Origin of the sequence: Desmonostoc muscorum LEGE 12446, from assembly GCF_015207005.2 — a bacterium.
Classification (GTDB): Bacteria; Cyanobacteriota; Cyanobacteriia; order Cyanobacteriales; family Nostocaceae; genus Nostoc; species Nostoc muscorum.
Genome location: NZ_JADEXS020000001.1, coordinates 6560006 through 6577642, shown reverse-complemented (window position 1 = coordinate 6577642; position 17637 = coordinate 6560006). Strand labels below are relative to the sequence as shown.

The 17637-nt window shown below is 42.8% G+C and carries 11 protein-coding genes; 5 read left to right on the top strand and 6 right to left on the bottom strand.

The features are described from left to right. Positions 1-193 precede the first annotated feature (193 nt). The 3 genes from IQ276_RS27455 to IQ276_RS27445 all read right to left on the bottom strand — a co-directional run bounded on the left by IQ276_RS27455 (position 194) and on the right by IQ276_RS27445 (position 7766). Positions 194-1678, bottom strand: coding sequence for a CIA30 family protein (locus IQ276_RS27455; protein WP_235116024.1), 1485 nt, complete (start codon positions 1676-1678; stop codon positions 194-196). A 494-nt stretch (positions 1679-2172) separates the two neighbouring features. Further along, entirely contained in the window at positions 2173-5367 is a 3195-nt protein-coding gene (locus IQ276_RS27450; protein WP_193919546.1) for a beta strand repeat-containing protein, read from the bottom strand. A gap of 845 nt (positions 5368-6212) precedes the next feature. Next, positions 6213-7766 carry a calcium-binding protein gene (locus IQ276_RS27445; protein ID WP_193919545.1) on the bottom strand — a complete coding sequence of 518 codons (1554 nt, stop codon included), beginning with the start codon at positions 7764-7766 and terminating at the stop codon, positions 6213-6215. A gap of 1346 nt (positions 7767-9112) precedes the next feature. Here IQ276_RS27445 and IQ276_RS27440 point away from each other — a divergent pair. The 3 genes from IQ276_RS27440 to IQ276_RS27430 all read left to right on the top strand — a co-directional run bounded on the left by IQ276_RS27440 (position 9113) and on the right by IQ276_RS27430 (position 12226). Continuing rightward, positions 9113-9640: a M67 family metallopeptidase gene (locus IQ276_RS27440; RefSeq protein WP_193919544.1), complete on the top strand. Its 528-nt coding sequence runs from the start codon at positions 9113-9115 to the stop codon at positions 9638-9640. Between the two features lie 71 nt (positions 9641-9711). Then, positions 9712-10884, top strand: a complete 1173-nt coding sequence (gene moeB, locus IQ276_RS27435) for a molybdopterin-synthase adenylyltransferase MoeB (protein ID WP_193919542.1) — start codon at positions 9712-9714, stop codon at positions 10882-10884. Positions 10885-11026: 142 nt separating this feature from the next. Beyond that, the gene (locus tag IQ276_RS27430; RefSeq protein WP_235116023.1) at positions 11027-12226 is read left to right on the top strand and encodes an MFS transporter; all 1200 of its coding nucleotides are present in this window, start codon (positions 11027-11029) and stop codon (positions 12224-12226) included. A gap of 250 nt (positions 12227-12476) precedes the next feature. Here IQ276_RS27430 and ftsH4 read toward each other — a convergent pair whose 3' ends face one another. The 3 genes from ftsH4 to IQ276_RS27415 all read right to left on the bottom strand — a co-directional run bounded on the left by ftsH4 (position 12477) and on the right by IQ276_RS27415 (position 15920). After that, on the bottom strand, positions 12477-14342 hold the full coding sequence (ftsH4, locus tag IQ276_RS27425) for an ATP-dependent zinc metalloprotease FtsH4 (RefSeq protein ID WP_193925659.1): 1866 nt from the start codon (positions 14340-14342) through the stop codon (positions 12477-12479). An 89-nt stretch (positions 14343-14431) separates the two neighbouring features. After that, complete coding sequence (locus IQ276_RS27420; protein WP_235116022.1) at positions 14432-14644, bottom strand: DUF2949 domain-containing protein; 213 nt, start codon at positions 14642-14644, stop codon at positions 14432-14434. An 832-nt stretch (positions 14645-15476) separates the two neighbouring features. Continuing rightward, positions 15477-15920: a TOBE domain-containing protein gene (locus tag IQ276_RS27415; protein WP_190884521.1), complete on the bottom strand. Its 444-nt coding sequence runs from the start codon at positions 15918-15920 to the stop codon at positions 15477-15479. Positions 15921-16183: 263 nt separating this feature from the next. Between IQ276_RS27415 and IQ276_RS40360 the strand changes: the two genes are divergently transcribed. Beyond that, the gene (locus IQ276_RS40360; protein WP_255264353.1) at positions 16184-16315 is read left to right on the top strand and encodes a hypothetical protein; all 132 of its coding nucleotides are present in this window, start codon (positions 16184-16186) and stop codon (positions 16313-16315) included. Positions 16316-16345: 30 nt separating this feature from the next. Next, a complete protein-coding gene (locus tag IQ276_RS27410) occupies positions 16346-17143 on the top strand; it encodes a hypothetical protein (RefSeq protein WP_193921693.1) in 798 nt (265 codons plus the stop codon). The last annotated feature ends 494 nt before the right edge of the window (positions 17144-17637 follow it).

The following is a 17637-nucleotide window of genomic DNA, read 5'->3' as shown; positions in this document are numbered from 1 at the left end:
GGGGAGACTTTGACGTAAGTCAAAGGCGGGGTGGGGTTCTTTTTTTTGATTTATGCAAGAAGTCTAATGAACTCAATATCACCTCTTGACAAGGGTTTTACGTTAGGCCACCCCACAAGAAAAATTTAAGGTTTTTTTATTTGGAAATCCCTAAGCATTACCCATCCGACAAAAAATACTGAATTCTGACTCCTTATTTATCTTGTTCTAAATTAGAAAATAGCCTCTGCCAATCGATAGAGTTAATAGTGTTGTCTCCCTCTTTTACCTCAAACGTTACATTAAATGCTTTTGCTATTTTTAGCACTTGCACGCAAAGGTCTGCGACATCCTCACGGCTGATTTTGCCTTTAATATTATCCCCTTGTTCAAATATTAATTCCTTACCTCCTACTGTCTCAGTTAAAGCACAAGGTCGAATAATTGTATAAGGAATTCCGCTTGCTCTTAAACTATCTTCTCCTTTCAACTTCCAAGTTAAAATTCCCCCCAATTGGTCATTTAATTTTACTGCTGGGGGTTCTTCATCTAAATTAATACCGGGGCGTCCTGGACGAGTTACGCCTGCTGAACTGACAAGAATAAATTGGGGTAAATTGGCGCCACCATAAGCTTTAATTGATTCTAACTGCAAAGCAAAGCCACCTGGAGAAAATTGGGGATTTAATGCGCCATCATATTCAAATTTGCTTAACATTAGTTGAAATGAACAAATTCTACTCTGCTCAATTGGCGGCGCGTCCTTGACAATTTTTGCCCGAAATACAGGAATCAAATCTCTAAAGGGAATGTGAATATCTACCCAGGTATTAGCTACGGTATCGAAAGAATAGCTATACCCAATGCCATCCCATGTTGTATCTGTTCGTAGGAAGATTTTATAACGCTGACCGTCACCTTTGACGCGCAATTTCACACCTTCGTAGCCAGATAAATTAAATGGCGGATCAAAATTCTTAGTTCTCACAGAAGCAAATCCACCGGAGTTCGCAGTGGAAACATTGCCAGCAAACAAAGCTGCATTTTCTAATAATTGGATATTACTGGCACTTACACCACCCATGACGACATCATCCAGCGCCCCCCAAACATCTTTTAGTTCTGCTGATGGTTTTGTAAAATCAAATATGAGTTTTTCATTTGCTTGGGGTAGATATTTTGCTGCGGCTTGGACTAAGTTTTTGACACCTTGATATTCCACATTTTCTGGGGTGTCGCCGACAATTTCCGGTTGGTAAAATTTCACACCTTGATAGTATTTTGCTCTATCTGCTGTGTCTCCCTCTACTGGTTGCACGCGCACAGCTGTGCAACAAATTACAGCTTCGATATTAGCCATAACTACAGGAGTTAAAGTTTCTGGTTTGGTGATATCTGCAACTACTAAGTCAATATCATTACCAAGAATTGACCGTGCTTTGTCAATGTCTCTTACTAGCGCCCGAACTTTATAACCTCGTTCAAGCGATCGCTTTACGACTCGCTTACCTACACCGCCTGTGGCACCTGCTACTAATATTACACCCACGTTTCTTCCTCCATTGGGTTTATCTTGATTATCCTGAGGACGGCCTTGGATTAATTGCTGTACCCAGTTAAGGAAAGGAATTACCTCAAAGTAAGTCAGGGTTTCGATAAACCTGCCTAAGTCCCATTGAGAACGATTTTTATCAGTCATATTTGCGTCCTCATAACTTTCTTTAGAGTAACTCAAAGTTGATTTCAAAACCCTTTAGCCGAATTTATCAAACATGCTCATGTAATACCAATTTGAAAAAACAATGCGACAAATACATTGGGTAGGGGCGCACAGCTGTGCGCCCCTACAGATGATCGATGTGTTGCACAAAAACAAGCAGGCGATCGCGACAGTGAATATCATCAGCATTTTTCACGTATCTTGGGAATGCGTAAGCCTTGGTTTCTAAACCTGACTGTATTCAGCAATCAAATGCGAGGTGCTATTTTCAACACCTCGCATTCTCAAAATTTATTCTTGTCCTCTGCGGCTAAGTGATGGAACTGTAATTAGGGACTTCCAAAGAAAAAAATAATCAATCGTTTAGGTAAGCAGGGGGAGCAGGGGGAGCAGGGGAGGCAGGGGGAGAAGAAATTGGATACTGGTGTTGGATGCAGGAATTGAGTAATTTAATTCTTGGAAGTCCCTTACGACTAAACAACCACAAAATTGTTGTTAGTTAATGACACACCAGCAGATAGTTGTGCAAATTGTACCTGAGCAAATACACCCGCACTACCATCAGAGTCAAAGAACAATCCACCTGTAGTGGAGTCATAAATAAATCGCTGGGTGCTAGTGGTTGCAGATGCTCCAATGGTAAACTCACTAGCAGATAATACACCTGTTGATAAGCCACCACCAAAACCAGTGGCTGATACCTGAATCAGTTCATCAATGGCATTGAAGTCATCAATAGTATCAAGTCCTTCATTGAAACTATTGAAAACAAAGGTATCAGTACCACCTCCTCCATGAAGGCTATCATCACCATTGCCACCTATGAGAATATCATCGCCATTACCACCGTTGAGGGTATTATTATTATTAGCGCCAGAGGCTGTCAGAGTATCATTGCCATCGCCCCCAGAGAGCAGGTTCTCGTCATAGCCACCTTCTGAATAGCCAGAGATGGAGAGAAAATCATTGCCATCGCCCCCAGAGAGCAGGTTACCACCTATTATTGACCCGCTAGCAATCAAGGTATCATCACCTGCACCACCGTTGAGGATGTTACCGCCATATGAGCGAGAGTCGTAGTCGTACTTGGAGTCAAATCCTGAAGAGCCAGAGATGGAGAGAAAATCATTACCATCGCCCCCAGAGAGCAGGTTACTGCCTGATGATCCGCTAGCAGTCAAGGTATCATTACCTGCACCACCGTTGAGGGTGTTATTGCCATATGAACGAGAGTTAGATGTGGAGTATAAGCCGAACGACCGCTCATCAATTTCCGAATAGCCAGAGATGGAGAGAGAATCATTGCCATCGCCCCCATCTAAGAGGTTATCGCCTAATGAACCGCTAGCATTCAAAGTATCATCGCCAGCACCACCGTTGAGGGTATTATCGCCTAAAGAGCGAGAGTTAGAATTGGAGTCGGGGATGTAACGTCCACTTTCTGCACTTTCACTGCCAGAGATGTCTAGAAAATCATTGCCATCGCCGCCATCTAAGAGGTTATCGCCTAATGAACCCCTAGCATCCAAAGTATCAGCACCAGCGCCACCGTTGAGGGTATTATTCCCTAAACGGCGGAGGTCATAGCCAGATTCGCCATATAGATAGTAGCTGTTGTAGTATTTTTCGCCAGAGGCTGTTAGAGAATCATTGCCATCACCACCATTAAGCAGATTATTGCTTGAGAGGAAGTCAACATTCAAAGTATCAGCACCAACACCACCGTTGAGGGTATTATTGCCCGCACCACCCCTCAAAATGTCATTGCCACTTAAGCCGTCGATGATGTCATCACCCCCTTGACCATTGATGACATCATTTGAATTGTCAAAGCCGCTAACATTGTTGGATAGGTCGTTGAGGAAAGTGACTGTGTTTTTTCTAAATACAGTGCTTCGGGTGGAATTGGCATCGAAGACATCAAAACTGTCGGTGGTGCTAGTTTGCCCATTAAACAGAATATTGCCTAAATCTACAGTGGCTCCTGTGGATTTGCTCAGGTTATCCAGGTTTTCTAGAGTAAAGTTTTCCAGGATGAGTTTGCGACCACCAATACTTTCAAATGTGATTTCCAGATTATTGCCATTCTGGTTGAGCAGCAAATTTTGGGCAGTTAAGCTATCACCAGTGAATACCAAAGTGTCCACTTGAGCAATAACCGTTGCTGTGGGTTTTTTTCCTTTACCTACTCCACCGAAGTCGGCGATCGTAGTGATAGTATTTATCCCGTAGTTGCTGAAGAACTGGTTGTAAAAAAATTTATCCTTGCCATTGCCACCTTTGAGGGTATCATTACCCCTGCTACCGAAGGAGTAGAGACTATCATCGCCATCACCGCCAACTAGCAGATTATTGCCTTGTGAATTGCCAGCAGTCAAGATATCGTCACCAGCGCCACCTTTGAGGGTATTATTACCAAGAGTGCTAAAGGCTGTTAGAGTATCATTGCCATCGCCCCCATCTAGGAGGTTATCGCCATATGAGCGAGAATCGATGTAGGCGCCTTGCAAGTTATCAAGATAGCCAGAGATGTCTAGATAATCATCACCTGCACCACCGTTGAGGGTGTTATTGCCTTCTGAGCCAGAGTAGACGTATCCTCCGCCGCCACTCGTGGTCAGTTTTAGAGAATCATTGCCATCGCCTCCATCTAAGAGGTTATCGCCTATTGAACCACTAGCATCCAAGGTATCATCACCTGCACCACCTTTGAGGGTGTTATCTCCTAAAGAGCGAGAGTCGGTGGCGTTTTCTTGGCCGCCATTAGTGTCGAAATTGCCAGAGATATCTAGAGAATCATTGCCATCGCCCCCAGACAGCAGGTTATCACCTCTTGAACCGCTAGCATTCAAAGTATCATCACCAGCACCACCGTTGAGGGTGTTATTGCCTAATGAGCGAGAGTCATAATTCACGGGATTGAAGTATATGCCAGAGATGTCTAGAAAATCATTGCCATCACCCCCATCCAAAAGATTATCGCCTGTTGAACCACTAGCATTCAAAGTATCATCGCCAGCACCACCGTTGAGGGTATTATTGCCTGCACCATCTCTCAAAAGGTCATTGCCCGCACCACCCCTCAACAGATCATTGCCACTTAGACCGTCAATAATGTCATCACCCCCTTGACCATTGATGACATCATCTGAGTTGTCAAAGCCACTAACATTGTTGTCGAGGTCGTTGAGGAAGGTGACTGTGTTCTTGTTGAAGATAGTGCTTTGGGTGGAGTTGGCATTGAAGACATCAAAGCTGTCGGTGCTGCTAGTTTGCCCATCAAACACAATATTGCCCAAGTCTACAGCGGCTCCAGTGGATTTGCTGAGGTTATCCAGGTTTTCCAAGGCAAAGTTTTCCAGGACGACTTTGCCATTACTAGAGTCCCCTTCAAAGGTGATTTCCAAATTTGTGCCATTCTGAGTGAGCAGCAAATTTTGGGCAGTTAATCCAGCACCAGTGAATACCAGAGTGTCAGCTTCCCCAATGGTTGCTGCTGTGGGGTTTGTTCCTTTACCTACTCCACCGAAATCGGCGATCGCGTTAGTGCCGTAGTAGCCTAAGCTGTTGTAAACAAATTTATCGTTACCACCGCCACCAATTAGGGTGTCGTTGTCAGAAGTACCCTGTAGGGTATCGTTACCGTTGGTTCCAATGATATTTGCCATCACTTTTACCTACCTAAATCGATTTTTTCAGTAACTTGAGTTTTCAATTGTTAGTGCTGTTTGAAGGCACGAAAATTCGATCCTAGACGACACTTTCGGCATACTTTATTCCCCCTTGAGAGTCATCAATTTTCTCTGAACATTTCCTCTTTGATTGGCTTGCAAGTATTACTTATCCAAGTATTTAGGACTATCTAAGTCTTAAGCACTGTACAAATTCTGACGGGTGTGGATTCACAAAAACAATTAGTAAAAGGCTGATTAACATCATGTTTCATCAGTAGCCTAAGCAAGTATTTACACCAGGCATTGCTGAAAAACAGTTGAAAAATCAAGCTCCAATGCCCTCAATCCACACCTTATAAGTTGGTTGGTTTGTCAATGCGTAATTCTGACTGTTTTGAGAATAGGGACTCAATACTTGGAAAGAAATCAGAAAGAAATGTTTTCATGCCCTCGTTGTGTAATCGATCGCATGAACGTCTAGCCTAAAAAACATGTAAATGACCCGACAAAAAATACAATACCGAGTATTTACTGAGATGTCTACATTTAAATAAAAACTTTTGCATAGTTTTCGTAATATTTGCTGATAAGTATGTGCCAACTTACTGATAATTGGAGATTTTTGAATAAAAATTAAGCGCAGCGAAAAATAAAATCGGCAATATGCGATCGCTCATTAAACATTATCAGCATTTTTCAAATACCTTGGGAATGCGTAAGCCTTGGTTTCTAAACCTGACTGTATTCAGCAATCAAATGCGAGGTGCTATTTTCAACACCTCGCATTCTCAAAATTTATTCTTGTCCTCTGCGGCTAAGTGATAGAACTGTAATTACGACTAAACAACCACAAAATTGTTGTTGGTTAATGACACACCAGCATATAGTTGTGCAAATTGTACCTGAGCAAACGCACCTGCACTACCATCCTGGTCAAAGAACAATCCACCTGTAGTGGAGTCATAAATAAATCGCTGAGTGCTAGTGCTTGCAGATGTTCCGATGGTAAACTCACTAGCGGATAGTACACCTGTTGATAAGCCACCACCAAAACCAGTGGCCGATACCTGAATCAGTTCATCAATGGCATTGAAGTCATAAAGAGTATCAATTCCTTCATTGAAACTATTGAAAACGAAGGTATCAGTACCACTTCCTCCATAAAGGATATCGTTACCGTTACCACCTATGAGAATATCATTGCCATTCCCAGCATAGAGATAGTCATCGCCATTGCCACCGTTGAGGGTGTTCTCACCAGAGGCGCCATAGGCATACAGATTATCATTGTCATCGCCACCATCCAGCAGATTATTGCCCGTTGAATATTCAGCACTTAAGTAATCATAACCAGCGCCCCCATAGAGGGTGTTATTGCCTGAGCTATTGTAGTAGGAATAGCTTCCATAGTAGTAGTCGTAGAAAGAGTAGCCAGAGACAGAGAGAGAATCATTGCCATCGCCCCCGTCCAGCAGATTATTACCTGTTGAATAGTTGGCACTCAAGTTATCGCTACCAGCGCCACCATAGAGCGTGTTATTGCCTGAGGAGGGACTCCCTACGCTGTAGTAGCCATAGTAGTAGTAGTCGTAGTAGTAGTAGTAGTAGGCAGACGTGGAGATCACATCGTTGCCATCTCCACCAGAGAGCAAATTATCACCATTTGAAGAGATAGCACTCAAGTTATCGTTCCCAGCGCCACCTTGGAGGGAGTTATCGCCTGTTGAATAGTCAACATTTAAGGTATCGTTACCTGCACCGCCAGCGATGGTATCATTGCCACTATTACCACCGTAAAGCACATCGTTGCCATTGGTCCCCACAATGTTGTCATCGTAGGCTGTACCTCTGACCTCTAATCGTTCAATAGAGTTGTAGGTAATCTGATTTGTATCAATTCCCACACTAGAATAAGTGTAATCGATGTATAAGTAATCATTACCTGTTCCTCCATCCACCGTTTGACTGAACAAGGAAGAGGGGAAAGTATACGGGGCGCTCAAATAGAAGGAGTCATCGCCATTCCCTCCACTGAGGGTGTTTGCACCTTGAGCTCCATAGGCGTAAAAGATATCAATCCCATCTCCGCCGGAAACGGTATTGTTGCCAGTAGAGTAGCTAATATAAAAAGTGTCAGCCCCCGCATCCCCAGTCAGGGTGTTATTTCCAGAGGAATAGGAAACATCCAAAACATCAGACCCACTTCCGCCCTTGAGGATATTGTTTCCAGCAGAATAGGAAGCATACAGTCCATCATTGCCAGAACCACCATCTAGAGTGTCGTTACCCCCATTGCCATATATTTGATCGTTACCTGATAGGCCTTGAATGAGGTCATCGCTCGTTGTGCCATAGAGGTAATCATTACCGCTGGTACCATTGATATTTGCCATGATTTTTTACCTACGTAAATTAATTTGTTGAGTAACTGAAGTTCTCAATTTGGAGATAATGCTGTTTTAGGGACTTCCAAATAAAAAAATACTCAACTACTTCTTGTGGGGTGGAGAGAAGCTTGAGCGGCGGAAGCCGGCGCTCAGAACTTCGGACTGTCTCGCCCGCCCCTAGCCAAAGGCGGGCAAGACTTCGGCGTGAGCGCTCAGTCGAACGCTGCCCACCCCACAAGATTGGATAATTTATTTGTTGGAAATCCCTTAGAGCAAAAAGAACTAGCCGAAATTTGACGCTTTTGACACACTTATCTGTGACTGTTCAGGAACAGCAATTTTTTCCAAAAATTCGCCATGTTATTCAGTTTGCAAGAGCGCAATTAAACCCCATCAATTTTAAAAACTTTAGTTTTTAACGAGAGTATAATATTCAGGCTTAGCAGTAATTTTGAGCTTTACACTCATTACAAAAAACTACGGTTTTTAAAGTAGACGTGGTTTATCTACCTATTTAGGATAATCTAGGTCTTACTTACTGTAGAAGTTCGTCAGCTTATGCATTCCTATTAATAGGATGTTTGAAGTTTTCTTTAACCATCCTTGATTTAGGAATCCAGTTGTCACCTGACTCTGATATGGCGTTTCTAGCCTGAAAAAAATAGAGAACATCAAATAACCTGATAATATTTATATACTAAACATTTATTTGAATGTCTACACTGAAATACATATCTTTGCATATTCTTTATATATTTGGGGAAAAATGTATGATTTATGTGCTGATGTTTATGTATTATTTATACTTTGATGGTAGATAATTTGCCCAAATTAGCAAACAAATGACTTAAGGAACAAGGGACTGGGTATTGGGTACTAGCTGTTTTTTATTTTTGTCATTAGAGAATATTTAAAATCTGATTTATCGGTGCTTTTTCCAAACAAAGATTTTGTGACTTTACTGATAAAGTGAGGCTTGGAAAAAGATTCCAGATCGGCATCTTATTTTTCTCTTTTCAGAGAGATAAAAGAGCGCTATGAATTGGGTAAAAAAGGTGAAGAAATCAGATCGTAATAGGCGCGATTGTAAGCATATTAAGAGTCAGTTTGTAGCGATCGCTGTTTTGGAAATAGGGGAAAGGAATATTTTCATGACCTCGTTGTGTGATTTATTACATTACCGTCTAGCTTGAAAATGAGGTGGGAGGCAGACAGCGTAAATGATTACCTGGACTCAGAAAAATTAATGTTGGTTGTATGGTAATTGACTATCATGAAATCAAACTAGTACGTAGCAATATCTTTTACCCAAGCCAAAATTCCTATAGGTGAATAAAATTACAAACGCAGATATGATTAAGTTTAGTGAACAACACTTGCAAATTATCCGCACCCATGCAGAAAACATCTACCCAGAGGAATGCTGTGGTATAATTTTGGGTTATCTGGCTAATGAGGGCAAAACGACAGTAGAGGTCATGCCAACAGAAAATGTCTGGAATACAGAGGCATCTGCTGAATTTTCCGGCGATGTCTCACGACAAGCCGCTTCTCTTCTCTGCGAGAGGCTGCGCCAACGAGAGGCTTCGCCAACGCGTCTACGCACACCAGAAAGTAAAAAGCGACAATATACGATCGCACCCCAAGTGATGTTACAAGCACAAAAACAAGCACGCGATCGCTCTTTGAACATCATAGGCATTTTTCACTCCCACCCAGATCATCCTGCCATACCTTCAGAATGCGATCGCCTATACGCTTGGCAAGGATACTCGTATATAATAGTTTCCGTCCAAAACGGCAAAGCCACAGAACTGCGAAGCTGGAGTCTTGATGATACTCATCAGTTCCAAGCGGAGACAATCGAAAACATAATTTAACGGGTTAATTTCAAGACAGATATCATTTTTCGATAGGATTAATATTCCCGCTCTTCCACAAGACAACTGCTATGTTAAATCCAAATCTGGATGAAATCCAGTTGACCAAAGATGATTACGAACGCTACTCCCGACACCTGATTTTGCCGGAAGTAGGATTGGAAGGACAGAAGCGCCTGAAAGCTGCTAGTGTACTCTGTATCGGTACAGGTGGACTAGGTTCGCCACTACTTTTATATCTAGCGGCGGCGGGTATTGGACGCATTGGAATTGTTGATTTCGATGTTGTCGATACTTCCAATTTGCAACGTCAAGTAATCCACGGTACATCCTGGGTGGGTAAACCCAAGATTGAATCTGCAAAAAACCGCATTCATGAGATTAACCCCTATTGTCAGGTGGATCTCTACGAAACTCGCCTGAGTTCCGAAAATGCGCTGGAAATTTTTGAACCTTACGATATCGTGGTGGATGGCACCGATAACTTCCCCACCAGGTATCTAGTTAACGATGCTTGCGTATTGCTAAACAAACCCAACGTCTACGGTTCCATTTTCCGCTTTGAAGGACAAGCCACCGTATTTAACTACGAAGGCGGGCCGAATTATCGTGACCTTTACCCAGAACCACCACCACCAGGAATGGTTCCCTCTTGTGCAGAAGGTGGTGTGTTGGGAATTTTGCCAGGAATTATTGGTGTCATCCAAGCAACGGAAACTGTCAAAATTATTATCGGACAAGGTAACACCTTGAGTGGACGGTTACTGCTATACAACGCCTTAGACATGAAATTCCGGGAGTTGAAACTGCGTCCTAACCCCATTCGTCCAGTGATTGAAAAGCTGATAGACTACGAACAATTCTGCGGAATTCCACAAGCTAAGGCAGAGGAGGCAAAACAGCAGATGGAAATTCAAGAAATGACCGTTAAGGATTTGAAGGAATTACTAGATAGTGGTGCGAAGGATTTTGTACTACTTGATGTCCGCAACCCCAATGAATACGAGATTGCGAAGATTCCTGGTTCAGTTTTGGTGCCCTTACCAGACATTGAAAACGGTGATGGTGTTGCCAAGGTGAAGGAAATATTAAACGGTCACCACCTAATTGCTCATTGTAAGATGGGCGGGCGATCGGCAAAAGCCCTCGGTATCCTCAAAGAAGCCGGGATCGTCGGGACGAACGTCAAAGGTGGAATTACCGCCTGGAGTCGGGAAATCGATCCCTCAGTTCCGGAGTATTAAAGAAGAGATGAGGGAGGATGAGGGAGATGAGGAGGATGAGGGAGATGAGGGAGACAAGGAGTTAATTTCCTAACTCCTCACTCCCCACTCCTCACTCCCCACTCCCCACTCCCCACTCCCTACTCCCTCATCCCCTCTGCTTATGACTACCTCAAAATCTTCTTTTAATATCTTATGGGTGCAAGTTTGGGTGTTGGCAGCGATGCAGGGGGCAATTACCCTGACTTGGTTAATTTATAATGCGTACTTGCCCCAACTTTTGACTCAATTTGGTTTTCCTGCCTCATTGGCTGTTGGTTTATTAGTGGTGGAAAATGCCTTGGGTGTAGTATTGGAACCATTGATGGGGGGACTTTCCGATCAAGCTAGACGCTGGGTAGGGACTCGATTTCCCTTCATTTCAGTAGGTGTAATTCTGGCATCAGCTTTGTTTATTGCCATACCATGTGTTGTCAGCTTGATCCCGCCGACTATGGTATTGCGATCGCTCTTGCCAATAACTCTGGTAGCCTGGGCATTAGCAATGACGATATTTCGCTCTCCTGCTATATGCCTGTTGGGAATGTATTCTACACCAGCTCAGTTACCATTGGCTGCCAGTGCTGTCACTTTAGTAGGAGGATTTATTGGTGCTTTTAGACCGATCGCCAATAAGTATATTCTTAGTTTAGGGCCAGTTTTGACCTTTGCCATCGGTTCTTTTGTGTTGTTGGGGGCTGTGGCTATGTTGCGGTTAGTTAATCCCCCAGAAACACCAGCTGATCGACACAATGCACAGATAGTAGAGTTTCCTTTACAAAAATTGGCTTTGATTTTAGCAACTGGTTCTGCTGTAGCGTGGGGTATCCGATTTTTGATGGATGTCTTGGGCAAAGTCCTCAAAGCCCAACTTAATACTGATAATATTGATATGCAAATGGTGTGGATTGGAATCGCGATCGCTCTCGCCAATATACCAGCTGGAATCTTCGCCGTCAAAATTGGCAATCGTCAAGCAATGCTTTGTGGTATTTGTGTAACCATTCCTTCATTACTGATAATGGTATTTGTCGGCGCACAAATTCCCATAATTCTGCTAATAGTTGCTGGCTTTAGTTTAATTGTTAACGGGGCAGTTCCTTTTGCTTTAGGACTAGTACCCCAAAGATGGGCGGGATTAGGAATTGGCACGTATTTTGGTGGGTTTGCTGCGGCCATGAGTTTGTTTGGCGTCGTATTTCCCCAACCACAAACCATAACACCTTTTGTCGGTGCAGTTGGGGGTGCAATGGCATTTTTCCTCGCTGGTGTTTGCATTGCCGTGAATGGTATTTCTCAAACGCCAAGTAACGCAGAGATTTAACGCAGAGATGGGGATTGGGGATTGGGGATTGGGGATTGGGGATTGGGGATTGGGGATTGGGGATTGGGGATTGGGGATTGGGGATTGGGGATTGGGGAGTTATTCCCCTGGCGTTGCTGACTGAAAATATGAATTTGTCTCATACAAAGGTGCAAAGGTACAAATAAAAAGAAAGGTAACTTTGGCATTTCATATTCTGATTCAGCAACGCCATTCCCCCTTGTCCCCAGTCCCCAGTCCCCAGTCCCTTTTACCAATTACCTACAGGTTTAACTTGGCTTAACAGATTATGCAGTTTTTCACCTTCAATGACTTCTGTTTCCAATAGTTGAGTTGCGATCGCTTCTAGCAAGTCTCGATTCTGTTTTAGAATCTCTAGGGCTTGTTCGTGGGCTGTTTCCACGATTTCCTTGACTTCACTATCAATGGCTTTGGCTGTATCTTCACTCACCGCCCGCCGGGGATTAGGGGCACCATTACCCAAGAACATTGCTTGTTGTCCTTGTTGGTAAGCCAGTGGTCCTAAGACTTTACTCATACCATAAGTAGTCACCATCCGTTCTGCCAAATCAGTTGCTCGTTGCAAATCGTTGGATGCACCTGTTGTAATACTGCCAAACACAACCTCTTCGGCGGAACGTCCTCCTAACAAAGTTGCAATCTGACCCCGCAGTTCTGCTTCATTCATCAAAAAGCGGTCTTCGGTGGGTAATTGCAAGGTGTAGCCTAAAGCAGCCATTCCACGGGGAATAATGGAAATCTTTTCTACACGACCGTTTCCTGTCGTTAGCGCCCCTACCATTGCGTGACCGACTTCATGGTAAGCAACAATCTTTTTCTCGGTATCGCTCAATACACGACTCTTTTTTTCTAAACCGGCGACTACCCGCTCAATGGCTTCAGCAAAGTCTTCTTGAGCAACGGTTTGGCGGTGATTTCGCGCTGCTAATAATGCAGCTTCATTTACTAAGTTTGCTAAATCTGCACCAGCAAAACCAGGAGTACGAGTGGCGATCGCTTTTAGATCTACATCATCTCCTAATTTCACCTTTTGAGCGTGAATCTTGAGAATTGCTTCACGACCAGATAAATCAGGACGGTCTACCAACACTTGGCGGTCAAAGCGACCTGGACGCAGCAATGCAGGATCGAGACTTTCGGGACGGTTGGTAGCTGCAAGGACGATTACCGTAGCATCCCCAGCCGCAAACCCATCCATTTCAGTTAGTAACTGATTGAGGGTTTGTTCCCGTTCATCGTTACCACCGTAGAAGCCATTACTGCTACGAGACTTACCAATGGCATCCAATTCATCAATAAATACAATACAAGGAGCCTGTTTCTTTGCCTGGTCAAATAAATCTCGCACCCTGGAAGAACCCACACCAACAAACAGTTCCACAAACTCCGAACCAGAAATACTGAAGAATGGAACACCTGCTTCCCCTGCTACAGCTTTCGCTAAAAGTGTCTTACCAGTACCCGGAGGGCCAACCAACAGCACACCCTTGGGAATCCTCGCACCAATTTGCGTAAAACGTGCCGGAGTCTTGAGAAAATCTACAATTTCCACTAATTCAGTTTTAGCTTCTTCTACCCCTGCCACATCTTGGAAGGTAATTTTAGCTGATTCACCTTCAACATAAACCTTAGCTTTACTCTTACCTATAGAGAGGACACCTTGAGAACCGCCGCCACCACCACGTGAAATAAAGAATTGCCAGATGCCAATAAAAATTAACGGTGGGATTACCCAACTCAAGAGGGTTGTAAACCAAGTATTCTTCGGTGGAGGTGTAGCCGCGAACTCAACTCCTTTCTGTTCTAGGAGTTTGGGCAATTCCAAATCAAAGATTGGTGTAGTTGCAAACACCTGTCCTGGTTCGCCATTCTCTGTTTTTAATTCGTAGAGAATCTGGTTTTGACCGACGGAAGCACGGGTGACTTCGCCTTCCTGTACTTGATGAATAAATAAGCTGTAGGGAACCCCAGCAGGACCAGAAGCAAATAAACCAGGTAAAAACAGATTTAAAAGCAGGAATAGCCCTGATACTGCCAGTAATACATTGGCAATAATTCGAGACCGGGGTTGTTTAGGCTGCTCTTTAATTGTCATAGATGTTATCAATCCTTAAAGTCAAAATAGTCGTTGGTCGTTGGTCGTTGGTCGTTGGTCATTGCTTATTCCCCTGATCTCCCCAGTCGCTATTCCCCAGCCCCCAAGCCCCAATCCCCAGTCTCCTCTAGCCAATCAAAAATTTGAGCTAACTGGTCTAGTGTTATCAGCCCATATTGCCAGAGGGTCATTGCTAGGAAGTTGGGAGTCTGTTCGCAATGTCGCAAGGCCAGGGAAATTGCTTTCCCAGAAATAGCCAACTCTTTTTCTAAAAAATGCACTAACTGATTTGTGGCTTTCATGGCAATGTTAAACATTATTAAATAAATTTTATTTTTGATGGAATTTGAGAAGCTTGACCAAAGCTATGGCGCGATGACCCCTTTTATCTGGCGTAAATCCAGGCTGAGATGGGGTATCTGCCCAATTTTAGCGATGTCTCCGACGGGCTACACCTACGCTAAGTCGTTCATTTTATCTTCATCCTCAACAGTAATCAATTCTCACTTTCAGCAACTTTGGCTGCGATTTTTAATCTATGTAACTAAACTTAACAATTAAATTAATCTTTGGGAACTAATGGACAAATACGGTTTACCGTACTCAGAGGAGGCAAAGAGTGGGGGACGCTCTAACGCACAGAAATTATCAAGTCACACGATCAGAGTCTCATCTTTGATATCTGCGATCGCATTGACTATAAATACTAGAAACTGCCCTTTAGTTCACATAACTCATCTAATAAAATAGGAATCCTATAGATATGACTATCTTTTGAGTCAAGGTTTTCAATACTCAATTTATCAAGAAGAACTCAGAAGTCAGGAGTCAGAATTCAGTTGGGTATTCTGCACAAGTGGCTGATGAGTATAGGTTAAAACCGTACTTCTCTACGAGACGCACTTGCGTTCGTGAGCGAAAAGAAATTTAAACATTCTTCCTGATTAAAACTCTATCCCTTCCCTACGGGACGCTGCGCGTAGCTTGCTTCCCTGTAAGGGTACATGCGTAGAGTATTCTGAATTCTGAATTCTGAATTCTGACTCCTTCTTTATATTACACTTATTGAAAATCAAAAATGTTAATGAATAAAATTCATCTTCCTAATATGTCACGCAGCAAATTAACATATTTCTATTCTCTGGCAATAACTATATCATTAGACTTAATAACTGCATAAGCTTCTTTTCCCTCAGCTAGTTCCAACTCTTCAGCGGAAGCTCTGGTGATAATCGAAGTTAATTCTACTTTGTGAATAATCTCGATAGTCACTTCACTATTAACAGCTCCATAAACAACTCGTTTAATGACACCTTTAAGAATATTCCGAGAGCTAACTTTTAATGATTTTTTGGGAATGTTAGTTTCAAACTCAGGCTTTTGAGTGTAGATATCTTCTTGTTTTTCCTCCTTGGTTGGTAGTGATATTGGTGCTGAAGAGTGCTGATTGAGACTACGCACGAGTTCTCGCAGAATCTCAGTCTTGGTGCGTTGAGACTGTTCGCAGAATTCTTCTAGAATCTTCCGCTCGTCCTCAGAGGTTTGAAATGTGACCCATCCTTGTTCTTTTCTTGGCATAATGTTATCAATTTTGGTTATCTTGGTACGATTCTACCAAGTATCAATTCGATGTATCGTTTTAGTAATAACATTTTTTTTCCAGGAATTTCTGCATTTTCCTGGAAAATTCATCAATTAATCTCATACATTTAACTACATAGATATTTATTTTTTGTAGATGCAAAATAATTTGTTACTTGATAATGCATAACCGTCATTACATATATACCAACAAAAATGGTAAAAAAATGATGCTTACTAACTGCCCTGCGTTTTAGCCAATGTCAGCGCTTTTATTTTGTATGGGTAGGTTGATTGGGCTTGATATCTTGTCTATAAGTAGCTTTTTGGGTGGAATCTTCGATTTGGCTGTTGTAGGATTAATTTGGCAAGCGATCGCCCGAGTACCATAGGATTATTTCATGTGAGTTTATAAAAGGGTGATGAAACACCTCAAATCGCGTTCTCAAGACCTGCGGAGCTTGTTTGAGAACAATATCACCATTGAATACGTAGCAGAACCCCTCAAAGCTATGCCAGCCGATGCTCAGGTGACAGAAGTGCTGCATTGGATGGAGGCACAAAATTTTGATGTCATCGGCGTTGAAACGGGAGATACCATTAGTGGCTATGTAGAACGCTCTAGTTTGATTCAAGGTAAAGAAGGCAAATGTAGCGATTATCAACGGGTATTTCATCCCAAAGAACTAATTGCCATTTCCACCCCACTGATGAAGTTACTACCAATTTTGCAACAAACTCCCCGATTGTTTGTTCTGGACTGTAATCAAGTGACTGGAATTGTTACCTGTGGCGACTTACAGAAAGCACCCGCCCGAATGCTACTATTTGGCTTGGTAACGCTGCTAGAAATGAATCTCCTGCGGCTGGTGCGGCTTTACTATCCCCAAGATTCTTGGCAACAAGTCCTCAAAAAAGAGCGCTTAGAAGTTGCTCGACGGCTATGGCGAGAAAGTCAGGAAAGAAACGAAGCTACAGATTTGTTAGATTACCTGCAATTTTGCGATAAGCGAGAGTTGGTTTTAAATCAACCAGAACTTCTTGAGCAACTGGGACTAAAATCCAAGCGGTTTGGCGAACGCTTTCTCAAGTCTGCTGAACAGTTGCGAAACCGATTAGCTCACGCCCAAAATTTAGTCACTGGTTCCTCTTGGACAGAGTTGATTTCTCTAGCAGAAGCGATGGAAATGCTGTTAATTCGCTGTGAGGAAGTTGAGTAAAAACATTAGACCTGCCTTGAAAATATCTCTTTCCTAGTCCCCAGTCCCCAGTCTCTATTTTCAAGGTAGGTCTATTTTTTAACGGGACACTTATGCTCTGAAAAAATACGTCCGTCATTAACAAATCCTCTAATTTTAATTATGGGGTATCGAACTGTTCCCTGTTGCCCGTTCCCTGTTCCCTCTTAAAAAATAGATAAAAAATGCATTAGATAAAATCAAAAAAAACAGGCGATCGCTATCTGATTAGTTGAGAATAATATCAATAAGCCCAGAGTCAATGATTGATTCTTGCTGTTTCAGCCGCGATCGCATTACCAGAACAACATCTGTAAGCCTTGCTATAGGACTCATATTTGATTTTTGAACAAAACTCAGTACACCTTTATTGCTCCTTCCCAGTCCCCAGTCCCCAATCCCCAGTCCCTTACCTCTACAAGTCATTCAGAAATCAAATCGGATTGCTATATACAAGTTTATTATAACTGGGTATA

What these genes read in the sequence shown, in the direction of transcription:
- IQ276_RS27455 (WP_235116024.1), bottom strand. Translation starts at nt 1,678, where the DNA reads ATGACTGATAAAAATCGTTCTCAATGGGACTTAGGCAGGTTTATCGAA.
- IQ276_RS27450 (WP_193919546.1), bottom strand. Translation starts at nt 5,367, where the DNA reads ATGGCAAATATCATTGGAACCAACGGTAACGATACCCTACAGGGTACT.
- IQ276_RS27445 (WP_193919545.1), bottom strand. Translation starts at nt 7,766, where the DNA reads ATGGCAAATATCAATGGTACCAGCGGTAATGATTACCTCTATGGCACA.
- IQ276_RS27440 (WP_193919544.1), top strand. Translation starts at nt 9,113, where the DNA reads ATGATTAAGTTTAGTGAACAACACTTGCAAATTATCCGCACCCATGCA.
- moeB (WP_193919542.1), top strand. Translation starts at nt 9,712, where the DNA reads ATGTTAAATCCAAATCTGGATGAAATCCAGTTGACCAAAGATGATTAC.
- IQ276_RS27430 (WP_235116023.1), top strand. Translation starts at nt 11,027, where the DNA reads ATGACTACCTCAAAATCTTCTTTTAATATCTTATGGGTGCAAGTTTGG.
- ftsH4 (WP_193925659.1), bottom strand. Translation starts at nt 14,342, where the DNA reads ATGACAATTAAAGAGCAGCCTAAACAACCCCGGTCTCGAATTATTGCC.
- IQ276_RS27420 (WP_235116022.1), bottom strand. Translation starts at nt 14,644, where the DNA reads ATGAAAGCCACAAATCAGTTAGTGCATTTTTTAGAAAAAGAGTTGGCT.
- IQ276_RS27415 (WP_190884521.1), bottom strand. Translation starts at nt 15,920, where the DNA reads ATGCCAAGAAAAGAACAAGGATGGGTCACATTTCAAACCTCTGAGGAC.
- IQ276_RS40360 (WP_255264353.1), top strand. Translation starts at nt 16,184, where the DNA reads ATGTCAGCGCTTTTATTTTGTATGGGTAGGTTGATTGGGCTTGATATC.
- IQ276_RS27410 (WP_193921693.1), top strand. Translation starts at nt 16,346, where the DNA reads ATGAAACACCTCAAATCGCGTTCTCAAGACCTGCGGAGCTTGTTTGAG.